The organism is Pinisolibacter sp., from assembly GCF_036782435.1.
Classification (GTDB): Bacteria; Pseudomonadota; Alphaproteobacteria; order Rhizobiales; family Ancalomicrobiaceae; genus CALBKH01.
In genome coordinates this window covers 53,385-66,435 of sequence record NZ_DAIPZB010000017.1, presented here as the reverse complement: position 1 = coordinate 66,435, position 13,051 = coordinate 53,385, and the positions used below count along the sequence as shown (strand labels likewise).

At 70.3% G+C, this 13,051-nt stretch carries 16 protein-coding genes and 1 other RNA gene; 13 read left to right on the top strand and 4 right to left on the bottom strand.

Annotated features, from left to right (window positions below; all coding sequences use genetic code 11):
• The first annotated feature begins 21 nt into the window (after nucleotides 1-21).
• From V7Q42_RS09520 to V7Q42_RS09485, 8 genes are all read left to right on the top strand, one after another.
• The gene (locus tag V7Q42_RS09520) at nucleotides 22-1,683 is read left to right on the top strand and encodes a nitrite/sulfite reductase (protein WP_333823777.1); all 1,662 of its coding nucleotides are present in this window, start codon (nucleotides 22-24) and stop codon (nucleotides 1,681-1,683) included.
• Complete coding sequence (locus V7Q42_RS09515) at nucleotides 1,670-2,443, top strand: phosphoadenylyl-sulfate reductase (protein ID WP_333823774.1); 774 nt, start codon at nucleotides 1,670-1,672, stop codon at nucleotides 2,441-2,443. The genes V7Q42_RS09520 and V7Q42_RS09515 overlap by 14 nt, the downstream gene beginning before the upstream one ends.
• Entirely contained in the window at nucleotides 2,440-2,976 is a 537-nt protein-coding gene (locus tag V7Q42_RS09510) for a DUF934 domain-containing protein (protein WP_333823773.1), read from the top strand. Before V7Q42_RS09515 ends, V7Q42_RS09510 begins: the two co-directional genes overlap by 4 nt.
• Before the next feature lie 239 nt (nucleotides 2,977-3,215).
• Complete coding sequence (locus tag V7Q42_RS09505; RefSeq protein ID WP_333823797.1) at nucleotides 3,216-3,536, top strand: 2Fe-2S iron-sulfur cluster-binding protein; 321 nt, start codon at nucleotides 3,216-3,218, stop codon at nucleotides 3,534-3,536.
• A 148-nt stretch (nucleotides 3,537-3,684) separates the two neighbouring features.
• A complete protein-coding gene (locus V7Q42_RS09500; protein ID WP_333823772.1) occupies nucleotides 3,685-4,299 on the top strand; it encodes an NUDIX hydrolase in 615 nt (204 codons plus the stop codon).
• Between the two features lie 174 nt (nucleotides 4,300-4,473).
• An RNA gene (ffs, locus tag V7Q42_RS09495) (signal recognition particle sRNA small type) lies at nucleotides 4,474-4,570 on the top strand.
• A 51-nt stretch (nucleotides 4,571-4,621) separates the two neighbouring features.
• The gene (locus V7Q42_RS09490; RefSeq protein ID WP_333823771.1) at nucleotides 4,622-6,472 is read left to right on the top strand and encodes a DNA polymerase III subunit gamma/tau; all 1,851 of its coding nucleotides are present in this window, start codon (nucleotides 4,622-4,624) and stop codon (nucleotides 6,470-6,472) included.
• 43 nt (nucleotides 6,473-6,515) lie between these two features.
• Entirely contained in the window at nucleotides 6,516-6,836 is a 321-nt protein-coding gene (locus tag V7Q42_RS09485; protein ID WP_333823770.1) for a YbaB/EbfC family nucleoid-associated protein, read from the top strand.
• A gap of 126 nt (nucleotides 6,837-6,962) precedes the next feature.
• Here the strand turns inward: V7Q42_RS09485 and ruvB are convergent, their stop codons facing one another.
• On the bottom strand, nucleotides 6,963-8,003 hold the full coding sequence (ruvB, locus tag V7Q42_RS09480; protein ID WP_333823769.1) for a Holliday junction branch migration DNA helicase RuvB: 1,041 nt from the start codon (nucleotides 8,001-8,003) through the stop codon (nucleotides 6,963-6,965).
• 164 nt (nucleotides 8,004-8,167) lie between these two features.
• Here ruvB and V7Q42_RS09475 point away from each other — a divergent pair, with 164 nt between their 5' ends.
• The 5 genes from V7Q42_RS09475 (at nucleotide 8,168) to V7Q42_RS09455 (ending at nucleotide 10,733) form a co-directional block, all read left to right on the top strand.
• The gene (locus tag V7Q42_RS09475; RefSeq protein ID WP_333823768.1) at nucleotides 8,168-8,833 is read left to right on the top strand and encodes a hypothetical protein; all 666 of its coding nucleotides are present in this window, start codon (nucleotides 8,168-8,170) and stop codon (nucleotides 8,831-8,833) included.
• Nucleotides 8,834-8,854: 21 nt separating this feature from the next.
• The gene (locus V7Q42_RS09470; RefSeq protein ID WP_333823767.1) at nucleotides 8,855-9,547 is read left to right on the top strand and encodes a helix-turn-helix transcriptional regulator; all 693 of its coding nucleotides are present in this window, start codon (nucleotides 8,855-8,857) and stop codon (nucleotides 9,545-9,547) included.
• A 62-nt stretch (nucleotides 9,548-9,609) separates the two neighbouring features.
• A complete protein-coding gene (locus tag V7Q42_RS09465; protein WP_333823766.1) occupies nucleotides 9,610-9,978 on the top strand; it encodes a VOC family protein in 369 nt (122 codons plus the stop codon).
• Nucleotides 9,979-10,176: 198 nt separating this feature from the next.
• Nucleotides 10,177-10,443, top strand: a complete 267-nt coding sequence (locus V7Q42_RS09460; protein WP_333823765.1) for a rubredoxin — start codon at nucleotides 10,177-10,179, stop codon at nucleotides 10,441-10,443.
• Nucleotides 10,444-10,520: 77 nt separating this feature from the next.
• Complete coding sequence (locus V7Q42_RS09455; protein ID WP_333823764.1) at nucleotides 10,521-10,733, top strand: hypothetical protein; 213 nt, start codon at nucleotides 10,521-10,523, stop codon at nucleotides 10,731-10,733.
• On the opposite strand, the gene ruvA is transcribed toward V7Q42_RS09455, so the two are convergent.
• The 3 genes from ruvA to V7Q42_RS09440 all read right to left on the bottom strand — a co-directional run bounded on the left by ruvA (nucleotide 10,696) and on the right by V7Q42_RS09440 (nucleotide 12,977).
• Nucleotides 10,696-11,316 (bottom strand): Holliday junction branch migration protein RuvA, encoded by a 621-nt coding sequence (ruvA, locus tag V7Q42_RS09450; protein ID WP_333823763.1) that lies wholly within the window; start codon nucleotides 11,314-11,316, stop codon nucleotides 10,696-10,698. The genes V7Q42_RS09455 and ruvA overlap by 38 nt on opposite strands.
• Before the next feature lie 259 nt (nucleotides 11,317-11,575).
• On the bottom strand, nucleotides 11,576-12,088 hold the full coding sequence (gene ruvC, locus V7Q42_RS09445; protein WP_333823761.1) for a crossover junction endodeoxyribonuclease RuvC: 513 nt from the start codon (nucleotides 12,086-12,088) through the stop codon (nucleotides 11,576-11,578).
• 43 nt (nucleotides 12,089-12,131) lie between these two features.
• Nucleotides 12,132-12,977 carry a hypothetical protein gene (locus V7Q42_RS09440; RefSeq protein ID WP_333823759.1) on the bottom strand — a complete coding sequence of 282 codons (846 nt, stop codon included), beginning with the start codon at nucleotides 12,975-12,977 and terminating at the stop codon, nucleotides 12,132-12,134.
• Nucleotides 12,978-13,051: the final 74 nt, after the last annotated feature.

The following is a 13,051-nucleotide window of genomic DNA, read 5'->3' as shown; positions in this document are numbered from 1 at the left end:
CGTCGCCGAGGAGCCCTCGCCATGTACGTCTACGATGCTCTCGATCGCCGCTTCGTCGCGGCGCGGGTCGAACAGTTCCGCGATCAGGTCGCCCGCCGCCTCTCCGGCGAGCTGAGCGAGGAGCAGTTCCGTCCCCTTCGCCTGATGAACGGCGTCTATCTGCAGCTCCATTCCTACATGCTGCGCGTCGCCATCCCCTACGGCACGCTGTCGAGCCGCCAGCTGCGCACCCTCGCCCGCATCGCCCGCACCCACGACAAGGGCTACGGCCACTTCACCACCCGCCAGAACATCCAGTTCAACTGGCCGTCGCTGGAGATGATCCCCGACATCCTCGCCGAACTGGCCGAGGTCGAGATGCACGCCATCCAGACCTCCGGCAACTGCATCCGCTCGATCACCGCCGATCATCTCGCCGGCGCCGCCCCCGACGAGGTCGTCGATCCGCGGCCCTATGCCGAGATCCTGCGCCAGTGGTCGTCGGTCCATCCCGAGTTCAGCTGGCTGCCGCGCAAGTTCAAGATCGCGATCACCGGCGCTCCGCAAGATCGCGCCGCCATCCGCGTCCACGACATCGGATTGCAGGTGGTGAAGCGCGACGACGGCGAAGTCGGCTTCACCGTCCACGTCGGCGGCGGTCTCGGCCGCTCGCCCTTCCTCGCCTGGACGCTGCGCGATTTCCTGCCCGAGAAGCATCTCCTCGCCTATGTCGAGGCGATCCTGCGCGTCTACAATCTCTACGGACGCCGCGACAACAAGTACAAGGCGCGCATCAAGATCCTGATGCACGAGGCCGGCTTCGCGACCGTCCGCGACGAGGTCGAGGCCGAGTTCGAACGCATCCGCGACGGCGCCCTCGAACTGCCGGCGGCCGACGTCGCCCGCATCGCCCGCCAGTTCGCCCTGCCGCCGCTCGCCGCGCGCCCGGCGGCGAGCCCCCGCGAAGACGCGGCGAAGGCCGCCGATCCCGCCTTCGCTCGCTTCGTCGCCACCAACGTCACGCCGCACAAGGTCGCCGGCCACGCTTCGGTGACGATCTCGCTGAAGCCGATCGGCGGCGTCCCCGGCGACGCCACGGCCGAGGCGATGGAGCTCGTCGCCGATCTCGCCGAGCGTTACGGCCACGGCGAGATCCGCGTCTCCCATCGCCAGAACCTGATCCTGCCGCACGTCGCCCGCGACGACCTGCCCGAGATCCACGCCGCGCTCGTCGCCGCCGGCCTCGCCACCGCCAACGCCGGCCTCGTCTCCGACACCATCACCTGCCCCGGTCTCGACTTCTGCGCCCTCGCCAACGCTCGCTCGATCCCCGTGGCCAAGGACATCGCGCGCCGCTTCGCCGATCCGGCGCGGGCGGCCGAGATCGGGCCGCTCGACGTCAAGATCTCCGGCTGCATCAACGCCTGCGCTCACCACCACGTCGGCGCCATCGGCATCCTCGGCGTCGATCGCAAGGGCGAGGAGTTCTACCAGCTCACGCTGGGCGGCTCCTCCGGCGAAGACGCCGCGCTCGGCGACAGCGCCGGCCCCGGCTTCCCCCCGGAGCGGGTCGCCGACGCCGTCGAGACGGTGGTCTCCACCTACCTCGCCCATCGCACCGCGCCGCACGAGACCTTCCTCGCCACGTGGCGCCGCGTCGGTCTCGCCCCCTTCAAGGAAGCCCTCGCCCATGTCGGCCGTTGACCTCGTCACCCTCGATCGGCGGCCCCGCCTCACCGCCACCGAGCGCGCCCGCGCCCGCGCCGACCGCCTCGACGCCGAACACGGCGCCCTGCCGGCGGTCGACCTGATCGACCTCGTCGTCCATCGCCTGTTTCCGGGTGAGGTGGCGCTGGTCTCGTCCTTCGGCGCCGATGCCGCCGTCCTCCTCGATCTCGTCGCCGAGGTCGACCCCTCGGTGCCGGTGATCTTCGTCGACACCGGCCGCCACTTCGGCGAAACGCTGCGCCACCGCGACCGGCTGGTCGAGCGGCTGGGCTTCACCGACGTGCGCTCCGTCACGCCCGCCCCGGTCGCGGTGATGGCCGCCGATCCGCTCGGCGTGCTCTGGCACGGCGACGCCGACGCCTGCTGCCGTCTGCGCAAGATCACGCCACTCGCCGAAGCCGTCGCACCCTTCGCCGCCTGGATCTCCGGCCGCAAACGCTTCCAGGCGGCGACCCGCGCCGCCATCCCGACCTTCACCGCCGACGGGACGCGGATCAAGGTCGATCCCCTGGCGACCTGGACGGCCGAGGACGTCGCCACCCGGGCCGCGGCACGTGACCTGCCGGCCCATCCGCTGGTCGCCCGCGGCTACCCCTCGATCGGCTGCCTGCCCTGCACCGCCCCGGTCGCCCCGGGCGAAGACGCTCGCGCCGGGCGCTGGCGCGGGCTCGAGAAGACGGAATGCGGCATCCACCTCGGTCTTGCGACCGATGAAGAACACGGGAGCGGAATATGACCAGCCACACGGACGTCTTCGCCCGCGGGCGCTTCGTCGCCGATCGTTGGACCGTCGTCGCCGACGACGCGTCGCTCCCCGAAGGACCGATCTTCGTCTCCCTCGCCCGCTGGCGCCGCGACGCCGATCGCCTCGTCTCGCGCGGTCAGCCGATCGGCCTGATGATCGATCCCGCCGATCGCCTCGACGACGTCGTCGCCGACCTGCCGCGCTTCGCCGCGATCGCCGTCCGCTTCGCCAAGTTCGCCGACGGCCGCGGCTATTCGATCGCCCGCCTGCTGCGCGAGCGCCACGGTTTTGCCGGCGAGTTGCGGGCCGTCGGCGACATCCTGCTCGATCAGGTGGCGCACTATTTCCGCGTCGGCTTCGATACCCTCGCGATCGACCACGCCCCGACCCGCGATCGCCTCCTCGCCGGCACCCCGGTCTGCCTGCCCCTCCACTACCAACCGGCGACCGAGCCGGCGACCGCTCCGGTCCCCGGCCGCCCCTGGCTCAGGGTGCCTTATCAAGACGCCTGGTGTGGTGTATGAGCATCTTCTAATACATTAGATCGCAGCGACCGCGGCTCCGGCCGTGGTGCGCCGAGCGACGGCGGCGCGGGTCTCTCGGTGCTCGCGCCGAGGACCGTCGGCGAACGTCGGACCGGCGGGGAATCCGGTTCCGGCGAGCCCGTTCGACGTGGGGAGGGAAGATGGAAGAGACGAACGGCACGCCCCTCGCCGAAGACCATTTCGGCGAGGACCCTTGCGACTTCTTCGACGACGGCGCGATCAAGATCCGCGTCACCGACACCGACGGCAAGGAGCATGTCCTGCCGGCGGTCGACGGTTGGCGGGTGATGGAGGTGATCCGCGACTGGGGTCTGCCGATCAAGGCCGAATGCGGCGGCTCCTGCGCCTGCGGCACCTGCCACGTCTATGTCGACGACAAGTGGATGGACAAGCTGCCGCCGGCGACCGACGAGGAGATGGACCAGCTCGACCTGATCTTCGGCGTCCAGGAGAACTCCCGCCTCGCCTGCCAGATCCTCACCGCCGCCGACATCGACGGTCTGGAGATCCGCCTCGCCCCCGGCAGCGAGGTCGACTGACGGCATCGAAGCGGCCGCGTTCCCGTCGCGTCCCGCCGCCGTGCGATCGACCGGCGTCGCTTCGAGCTTGCCTTCCGTACCGAAGTACCGGAGATCTCGGTTCCGGGCTCGATCAAGGCCCCGCTCACGAGATGCTACCGAGATCCCCATGTCCGCTCCGACCTCGCCGCCGCCCTTCGTCGTGCTCTCCCGTGAGACGATCTGGAAGGGCTTCTGCCACCTCGAGCGGGTCGTCTTCGACCTCCGCACCGCCGCTGGCGGCAGTCATCGCCATTCCTTCGTCATAGAGAGCCATGGCCACGCCGCCGCGGTGCTGGCCTTCGATCCGCTGCGCCGCGAAGCGGTCCTGGTGCGCCAATTGCGCCTGCCCCAGGCCCTCGAGGGCGACGACCCGATGAGCCTCGAGATCATCGCCGGCCTCCTCGATCACGCCGGTGAGCCGCCCGAGGAGACCGCCCGACGCGAGGCGATGGAGGAGGCCGGCCTCGCGCTCACCCGTATCGAACCGATCGCCGCCGCTCGGTCCTCGCCCGGCCTGTGCGCCGAGAAGGTGTGGATCTATCTGGCCGAGGTCGACCTCTCGACCGCTCGCATCGCCGACGGCGGCGGCCTCGCCCACGAAGGCGAGGAGATCGAAGTGGTGGTGCTGCCCCTCGCCGATCTCGCCGCCATGGCCGACCGCGGCGACGGATTGGACATGAAAACGCTCTACGCGGTGCAGACGCTGCGTCTCGAGCGGCCGGAGTTGTTCGCCGCGGCGTGAACCGCGAAATGCACGGCGACCTGCGGCGACGACGCCGGTGCGAAACACCGTCGTCCCCCGCCGGCACCCGGGTCGAATTCGCATCCGCGCCTTCCGCTCCCGTCGACGATCACGGTCGCGCCGTCCACATCCCCCCTTGCATCTGCCCCCCCGATCCATGATATGACCCCCTCGGGAGGTCGGCGGTGGACGTTGTCACTCGCCGACCGGGTCAGGTCCGGAAGGAAGCAGCCCAGACGAGTCGGACGCGGGTCGCGCGTCGGCCTCCTTTTCGATCCGCTTCCGGATCCCCTTTCCGAGACCGACGAGGCCGCCGACCCGCATGGACGGACTTTTCCCGCCCGATGCCTCCGCCTCGACGCCCACCGGCGTCTACCGCGTTCTCGCCCGTAAATACCGCCCACAGAGCTTCGACGACCTGATCGGCCAGGAGCCGATGGTCAGGACATTGTCGAACGCCTTCTCGATCGGCCGCATCGCGCAAGGCTACATGCTCACCGGCGTGCGCGGCGTCGGCAAGACGACCACAGCCCGCATCCTCGCCCGCGCCCTCAACTACGAGATCCCCGGCGAGATCGACCGACCGACCATCGCCATGAACCGCGAGGGCGTCCACTGCCGCGCCATCATGGAGGGCCGCCACGTCGACGTCATCGAGATGGACGCGGCGTCCCACACCTCGATCAACGACATCCGCGAGATCACGGAAGCCTCCAGATACAAGCCGGTGTCGGCGCGCACCAAGGTCTACATCATCGACGAGGTCCACATGCTGTCGACGGCGGCCTTCAACGGCCTGCTGAAGACGCTCGAGGAGCCGCCGGAGCACGTCAAGTTCATCTTCGCCACCACCGAGATCCGCAAGGTCCCGGTGACCATCCTCTCCCGCTGCCAGCGCTTCGACCTCCGCCGCATCGACACCGACGTGCTGATCCGCCACCTCGCCCGCATCGCCGAGGCCGAGAAGGTCGAGATCGACCACGAAGCGCTGCGCCTCGTCGCCCGCGCCGCCGAAGGCTCGGTGCGCGACAGCCTGTCGCTGCTCGATCAGGCGATCGCCCACGGCGAGGGCCGCATCGAGGTGCGCGAGGTGCGCGAGATGCTCGGCCTCGCCGACCGCGCCCGCGTCATCGACCTCTTCGAGGAGGTGATGAAGGGCGACGCGGCGGCGGCGCTGGCCGAGATCCGCGCCCAGTACGACGTCGGCGCCGATCCCGCCGTGGTGATCGCCGATCTCGCCGACTTCGTCCATTTCGTCACCCGGGTGAAACTGGTGCCGGCCGCGGCGGACGACGCGGCGGCGACCGAGGACGAGCGCCGCCGCGGCCGCACCTTCGCCGAGACCCTGTCGCTGCGCGTCCTGTCGCGCGCCTGGCAGATGCTGCTCAAGGGCTACGACGAGGTGAAGTCGGCGCCGAAGTCGCTCGCCGCCGCCGAGATGCTGCTCGTCCGCCTCGCCTATGCCGCCGACCTGCCGACGCCCGACGAGGCGCTGCGGATGCTGCGCGACGGCGCCCTCCCCCAGGGGTCCGGCGCGCCCGCCCCGCGCGGCCCCTCCGGTGGCGGCGGCGCCCAGGCGAGCCTCGGCGCACCCGCTCCCCGCCCGCTCCCCGCCGCGATGAGCCGGCCGGCGAGCGACCCGGTGGCCACCGCCTCGGCCCAGCCCGGCCCCCGCCTCGTCGCCTCGACCGAACCGCAGGCCGTGAAGCCGACGCCCGTCCCGCAGCCGAGCGTCCGCCTGACCTCGCTCCAGGACGTCGCCGCGCTCGCCGCCGAGAAGCGCGACATCCGGCTCAAGCTGGCGATCGAGAAACAGCTTCGCCCGGTCGGTTTCGAGACCGGCCGCATCGATGTTTCGCCGACGAAGGATGCGCCCTTCGATCTGCCGCAGGAACTCGCCCGCAAACTCTCCGACTGGACCGGCATCCGCTGGGTGGTGGCGCTCTCCCGCGACGAGGGCGGGCCGACCATCGCCGAGGAGCGCGAAGCCGCGCGTGATCGCCTCGTCACCGACGCCCGCGCCGATCCGTTGGTGGCGGCGGTGCTGAAACGTTTCCCTGGTGCCAAGATCGTCGACGTCCGCGTCCAGGCGCCCGAGGGCGAGGAGACCGGCGACGCCGGAGCGACGCCCACCGTCGACGCCGAAGATCCCGGCTGGAGCCCGGACGACTGATCCCCGAGCCCCCCTTTTCCGATCAGAGACGCGAGGACGTCCCATGGATTTCATGAAGATGATGAGCAAGGCCAAGGAGATGCAGGCCAAGATGGCCGGTCTCCAGGACGAGTTGGCGACGATCGAGGTCACCGGCACCTCCGGCGGCGGCCTCGTCTCGGTCACCATCACCGGCAAGGGCGAGCTCCGGAACGTCGAGATCGACCCGTCGCTCCTGAAGCCCGAAGAGGCCGAGATCGTCGAGGACCTGATCGTCGCCGCCCATCGCGACGCCCATTCGCGCGCCGAGGCGGCGATCGCCGAGAAGATGGCGGAGATGACCGGCGGCATGGGCCTGCCGAGCGGCTTCAAGCTGCCGTTCTGATACTGGGCTCATGAAATTCGGACGAGCCCGAGTTTCATGAGCGTCACGGCCTGGCCGGCCGACGCCCGTTCGGGCTTGCCTTCGCCGACGACGTTTCGAAAAAGCCGAAACTTCGTCGGCTCGGTATCACTCCTCGTCGCCGAGGAGCAAGCCGAGCTGCTCCGGCCGGCCCATCGGCACCGGCAGGCCCATGTGGCGGAAGGCCGCTTGCGTCAGCATGCGGCCGCGCGGCGTGCGCTGCACGAAGCCCTGCTGGATCAGATAGGGCTCGACGATCTCCTCGATCGCATCGCGCGGCTCCGACAGCGCCGCTGCGATCGTCTCGATGCCGACCGGCCCGCCGTTGAACGACACCGCGATGACGTCGAGATAGCGCCGATCGAGCTGGTCGAGCCCGGCGCGGTCGACCTCGAGCCGGATCAACGCTTTGTCGGCGATGTCGCGATCGATCGAAGCCTTGCCGGCGACCACCGCGAAATCGCGTACCCGGCGCAGAAGACGACCGGCGATGCGCGGCGTCCCGCGCGAGCGTCGCGCGATCTCGTTCGCCCCTTCCTCGGTGATGGCGAGCCCCATCAGCCGCGCGCCCCTTCGGACGATGAACTCGAGCTCCGCCACCGTGTAGAAATTGAGCCGGATCGGGATGCCGAAGCGGTCGCGCAGCGGCGTCGTCAGAAGGCCGAGCCGGGTGGTGGCGGCGACCAGGGTGAACTTGGCGAGGTCGATCTTCACCGACCGCGCCGCCGGCCCCTCGCCGATGATCAGATCGAGCTGGTAGTCCTCCATCGCCGGATAGAGGATCTCCTCGACCGCCGGATTGAGCCGATGGATCTCGTCGATGAACAGGACATCGCGGTCTTCGAGGTTGGTCAGGAGCGCGGCGAGATCGCCCGCCTTGGCGATCACCGGACCCGAGGTCGAGCGGAAGTTGACACCCAGCTCGCGGGCGACGATCTGGGCGAGCGTCGTCTTGCCGAGCCCCGGCGGACCGACGAAGAGCACGTGGTCGAGCGCGTCGCGACGGGTCTTCGCCGCTTCGATGAAGACCGACAGGTTGTCGCGCGCCGCGGCCTGCCCGACGAAGTCGGCGAGAGCCTGCGGGCGCAGCGAGGCGTCGAAATCCTCCTCGCGCTTCTCCCCCGATACCAGTCGTCTCGGTGTGGCCATCGAATCGCCTACCCGCCGTCGAACCTCGCCTCGTCCGTTCCCTAGCATGGCCGCACGCCGGGACGAAGCGAGAACGAACCGCCGAGATCCGCTCCCGTCCGGCTGTCGCGGTCGCATTTTCGCGCTAACATGCCGGCCGGTCGCGTCGCCACCGGAGGAGTGCCATGCCGAAGCCGTCGTCCATCGGGTCCATCGTCGGCCCTGCCGCGCTCGTTCTCGGCCTCACGGCCGCGCTCGCCCTGCCGCTCACCGCCCCGGCCACGGCACAACAGCCGGCCGAAACCTCTGCCCGCCTCACCTGCACCGGCCCCTTCTCGGCCGAGGCCTCCCACGCCTCGCTCGTCGCCATCGTCGGCAAGGACAACGCGATCTTCGAACTGGTCGACGGTGCCGAGGGCGAGAAGGTCGCCTCCACCGTGCTCTTTCCCAAGAACGAGAAACGCCGCCTCGAGCTGATGTGGGCCGACGAGAACAAGCGGCGCGGCCTCGTCCACGTCCGCCTCTCCGACACCTCCACCTGGGTGGCTCCCAACGGATTGAAGATCGGCATGACGCTGGCCGAAGTCGAGAAACTCAACGGCGAGCCCTTCACCCTCTCCGGCTTCGATTGGGACTACGGCGGCTACGTCACCGACTGGAAGGGCGGCACGCTCGGCGCCGACATCCCCGGCGGCTGCACCGTCCAGGCCCGCTTCACCGTGCCCGAAGGCGCTCCCGAAGGCCCCGCCTCGAAGGTTTCCGGCGACCGTGAGTTCGCCTCCACCGACAAGAACATGCGCGCCGTGAAGCCGGTGATCGGCTCGCTCTCCTTCGGCTTCCCGCAGCCCTGAACCGGAGGGCGGCTCGCCCCCATGTCCCGCGCCGCCCGCCTCATCGATCTCGTCCAGATCCTCCGCCGCCATCGCCGGCCGGTCGCCGGCGCGGTGTTGGCGGCCGACCTCGGCGTGTCGCTCAGAACCCTCTACCGCGACATCGCCACGCTCCAGGCTCGGGGCGCACCGATCGACGGCGAGGCCGGCGTCGGCTACGTGCTGAAGCCCGGCTTCCTGCTGCCGCCGCTGATGTTCGGCGACGAGGAGATCGAGGCTCTGGCGCTCGGCGCCCGTTTCGTCGCCGAACAAGGCGACCCGCGCCTCGCCCGCGCCGCCCGCGACGCCCTCGCACGCATCGAGGCGGTGCTCCCCGCCGATCTGCGCGAGCGGCTGGACGAGGCCGGGCTGTGGATCGGTCCGAGCGGCGCGCGCGCCCCTGAACCCGTCGACACCGATCTCCTTCGCCGCGCCATCCGCGAGGAGACGAAGCTCGATCTGGCCTATGCCGACGCCGAGGGACGCGCGACGCGACGCACCGTCTGGCCGATCGCCCTCGCCTTCTTCGAGCGCGTCCGCATCCTCGTCGCCTGGTGCGAGTTGCGCGGCGGCTTCCGCCACTTCCGCGTCGATCGGATGACCGACGCCGTACTCCTCGCCGGCCGCTATCCACGCCGCCGCCGGACGCTGGTGCGCGACTGGCGGATCGCCCAAGGGGTCCCGATCGCCGATTGATACTGACGGAATTTGTCAGCATCGGACCTTAGAAGGGAGCATCCGCAACGGGAGTTCCCACCATGACCGATCCGAACCTCGTCATCCTCTACGTCACCGACGTCGCCGCCTCTCTCGCCTTCTGGAGCGATCTCCTCGGCCGCCCGCCGGTCGAGCGATCCGACACCTTCGCCATGTTGCCGCTGCGCGACGGCGTCATGCTCGGCCTGTGGAAGATCGACGGCGTCGAGCCGACGACCCGCGTCACCGGCGGAGGCGCCGAGATCGCTTTCGCGGTCGTCACCCGCGACGAAGTCGACCGACTTCATACCAACTGGTCGGAATCGGGGCGGACCATCCTGCAGCCGCCGGCCGACATGGACTTCGGCCGCACCTTCTCCGCCGCCGACCCCGACGGCCATCGCCTGCGCGTCTACTGCCCCGCCGGCTGACGAGCGGCGAGACGAAACCGTGTGACGGCCGCCTGCGGCGAGACGCCGCCGCGGCCGTCGCGCCATTGTCGTCGAAACGAGATCTCCGGCGGCGAAGATCGGCCCCGCCGAACCGCGGGTCGCCACCGGCTCCCGGACGAGGCGCCCCGATGACCCCGACGGAAGCACCGGCCTTCCGCCCTCGCCGAAGGCTCGCCCATGCGCCCACCGTGTCTCTCCCGTCGCCGGATCTTCGCCCTCTTCGTCGGGGCCGTTACGGCGTTCTCGCTTCGGGAGGCCGTCGCCGCCGCCCCGCGCGCCCTCGATTGCCCGACCCGCGACTGCGGTTGGGTCTACGATCCGACGATCGGCGACCCCGACCACGGCGTCCCGCCGGGCCTCGCCTTCGCCGATCTGCCCGACGATTGGGTCTGTCCGAACTGCGGCCGACCCAAGTCCCTGTGGACGGCCGACCACGACGACTGAGGCGGCGTGGCCCTTCCCTGCCGGCACGCGCCGACGTCGCATCGAACTCCTCCTCGCCGTCGCGAAAAGGGGCAAGCATGTCCCGCCTCGTCGTCCCGTGCGTCCTGGAGGCCGGCGCCACCGTCGCCGTCGCAGCCGAGAAGCCGTCCTTCGACTGCGGCACGGCGAAGGCCGCGCGCGAGAAGGTCGTCTGTCGTGATGCCCGCCTCGCCGCCTCCGACCGGGCGATGGCCGCGGCCCATCGCGCCGACCTCAGCCGAGCGCCAGTTCCTTCAGTCCCAGCCGAATGAGCTTCTCGGTCGGCGCGTCTTCACCCGCCTCCCGCGCCGCCGCCGCCACCGCGGCGCTCGCCTGGAGCTGCGGATAGCCGAGATTGACCAGCGCCGAGACCGCATCGGCCATCGGCTTCGGCGCCGTCTTCTCGGAGATGCCGCCCGTCAGGCGCACCAGCGCCGGATCGACCGAGGCGAAGCTCGGCGCCTTGTCCTTCAGCTCCTGGGCGATGCGCTCCGCGAGTTTCTTGCCGACGCCGTTGGCCCGGCACAGCGCGGTGACGTCCTTGAGCGCGATGGCGGACGCCAGTTCCGACGGCCGCAGCGCCGAAAGCAGCGCCAGCGCCACCTTGGTGCCGACCCCCTGCACGGTGCAGAGCAGGCGGAACCACTCCCGCTCGTCGGCGTCGGCGAAGCCGTAGAGCCGGATCATGTCCTCGCGCACGATCGTCTCGATGGCGAGCACCGCCGCCTCACCCGGCGACGGCAGGTTCTGCAGCGTCCGCGACGAGCAGTGACAGACGTAACCGACCCCGTGCACGTCGAGGATGACGTGATCGTCGCCGTATTCCTCGACGATGCCCTTGAGCTTACCGATCATCTCACCTGCTCCTCGCCCCCGGCACGAGGTCGGGACCCACGATCGGCCGCGCCACGAAGAGAGGCCGCGCCCCCCTCCCTGTCCCTCCCCCTCCGGGGGGAAGGGGACGCGAGTGGCCGATCCATTCCGAATTCCACGGCTCACCGGGAGCCGAAGCAGTCCCGTCCCGAAAGCCCTCGCCTCGTCGTTCCCTCCCCCCTGGAGGGGGAGGGACAGGGAGGGGGGGCAGGACGCCGGCGGATCCGACAAAACCCATCCCTCACCCTCCGGCGATCCTGAGCGCCCGAGCGAGCGTCTGGCGATGGTGCGCGTGGCAGATGGCGATGGCGAGCGCGTCGGCCGCGTCCGCCCCCTTCCAGACGGCACGCGGCAACAGGAGCTTGACCATGTGCTGGATCTGCTCCTTGTCGGCGTGGCCCGCCCCCACCACCGCCTTCTTCACCGCGTTGGGCTGATACTCCGAGACCGAGAGCCCGGCCTTGGCCGGCACCAGCAGCGCCACGCCGCGCGCCTGGCCGAGCTTCAGCGTCGAGGTCGGATTGGTGTTGACGAAGGTGTGCTCGACCGCCGCCTCGTCGGGCCCGTGCTCGGCGATCACCGCCGCGAGCCCGTCGTGCAACTCGACCAACCGCTCGGCGAGATCGTCTCGTGCCGTCGAGGTGATGGTGCCGCAGGCGACGAAGGACAAGCGATTGGAGACGGCCTCGATCACCCCCCAGCCGGTACGCTGGAGGCCGGGATCGATACCGATGATTCGCACGACCGAGGACATGGCCGCGACGCTACATGTTCTTGGTTCGTTTCGTAAAGAGGCATCACCGCGCGGAGACGCGGCCGGTCCGAAGCTCGACCGTGGCGCTCCGCCCGCCTTCGAGCGACGCCGCCGCCTCGCTCACCGTGCAGGCGAGCACCGCGATCCGACCGGGTAGCGGAACGCGCCGGCGCTCGACCGCCCGGCCGCCGGCGAAGGACACGGTGACGAGCGCACCGCGATCCTGGCTCGGCAGGACGACTTCGGGAACCCGGTCCCGGTCGATGTCGACCATGCAGCCGAGATCGAGGTCGCGCGTCCCGGCGATGTGGTTGGTCACGCCGTCGAGCCGACCGACCTCCACCAGTTCCCGCCCCTCGCGGCGATAGAAGCGCAGCGACCCGGCCACGTGCGGCGTCACCACGGCGGCGACGAGCCGCTCGCCCGTACCGGCGAAGTCGGCGACGCCGACGGGATTGAGCCAACGATGCGACCGTCCGATCGGCCGGCTTTCGGCCAGGGGCTCGATCCCGGCGGCGGAAATGCGATAGACGGCGATGGCCGAGCCTCGAGCGAGATCGGTCCTGACGACGAGCGCCTCCGGTGCGCCGTCACCATCGAGGTCGACGAGACGGACGCGCAGGTCCTCGAAGACCATGTCGGGCTCGAGCCGCAGGCGATGGACCTTCCCGTCGACCGTGATCGACAGCCCACCCGCTTCGAGACCGTCTCCGAGGATCCCGTGACCGTAGCGATCGGTCGGATCGATCAGGCGCGCGACGGCGCCTCCGGCCCGTGTCGTCTGCCCGTCGGGAAGCGGCGTTTCGGCTGCCGCGGCCGAAAGAACGGCGCCTGTCCACAGGGCGACCGCCGACGCCCACGAACCGATCGTCCGACGAAGTCGTTTCATGCCCCCTCCGAGACGATGACGGCCGGAACCACGAACGGCCCGCACGCGTCGAGGCGTTTTTCGGGACTCTCCCT

Bases quoted from the DNA above. Each gene is read 5' to 3' on its own strand.
- V7Q42_RS09475 (WP_333823768.1), top strand. From the start codon at position 8,168: ATGCCGAAGCCGTCGTCCATCGGGTCCATCGTCGGCCCTGCCGCGCTC.
- ruvC (WP_333823761.1), bottom strand. From the start codon at position 12,088: ATGTCCTCGGTCGTGCGAATCATCGGTATCGATCCCGGCCTCCAGCGT.
- V7Q42_RS09440 (WP_333823759.1), bottom strand. From the start codon at position 12,977: ATGAAACGACTTCGTCGGACGATCGGTTCGTGGGCGTCGGCGGTCGCC.
- V7Q42_RS09460 (WP_333823765.1), top strand. From the start codon at position 10,177: ATGCGCCCACCGTGTCTCTCCCGTCGCCGGATCTTCGCCCTCTTCGTC.
- ruvB (WP_333823769.1), bottom strand. From the start codon at position 8,003: ATGGCCACACCGAGACGACTGGTATCGGGGGAGAAGCGCGAGGAGGAT.
- V7Q42_RS09515 (WP_333823774.1), top strand. From the start codon at position 1,670: ATGTCGGCCGTTGACCTCGTCACCCTCGATCGGCGGCCCCGCCTCACC.
- V7Q42_RS09455 (WP_333823764.1), top strand. From the start codon at position 10,521: ATGTCCCGCCTCGTCGTCCCGTGCGTCCTGGAGGCCGGCGCCACCGTC.
- V7Q42_RS09490 (WP_333823771.1), top strand. From the start codon at position 4,622: ATGGACGGACTTTTCCCGCCCGATGCCTCCGCCTCGACGCCCACCGGC.
- V7Q42_RS09510 (WP_333823773.1), top strand. From the start codon at position 2,440: ATGACCAGCCACACGGACGTCTTCGCCCGCGGGCGCTTCGTCGCCGAT.
- ruvA (WP_333823763.1), bottom strand. From the start codon at position 11,316: ATGATCGGTAAGCTCAAGGGCATCGTCGAGGAATACGGCGACGATCAC.
- V7Q42_RS09485 (WP_333823770.1), top strand. From the start codon at position 6,516: ATGGATTTCATGAAGATGATGAGCAAGGCCAAGGAGATGCAGGCCAAG.
- V7Q42_RS09470 (WP_333823767.1), top strand. From the start codon at position 8,855: ATGTCCCGCGCCGCCCGCCTCATCGATCTCGTCCAGATCCTCCGCCGC.
- V7Q42_RS09500 (WP_333823772.1), top strand. From the start codon at position 3,685: ATGTCCGCTCCGACCTCGCCGCCGCCCTTCGTCGTGCTCTCCCGTGAG.
- V7Q42_RS09520 (WP_333823777.1), top strand. From the start codon at position 22: ATGTACGTCTACGATGCTCTCGATCGCCGCTTCGTCGCGGCGCGGGTC.
- V7Q42_RS09465 (WP_333823766.1), top strand. From the start codon at position 9,610: ATGACCGATCCGAACCTCGTCATCCTCTACGTCACCGACGTCGCCGCC.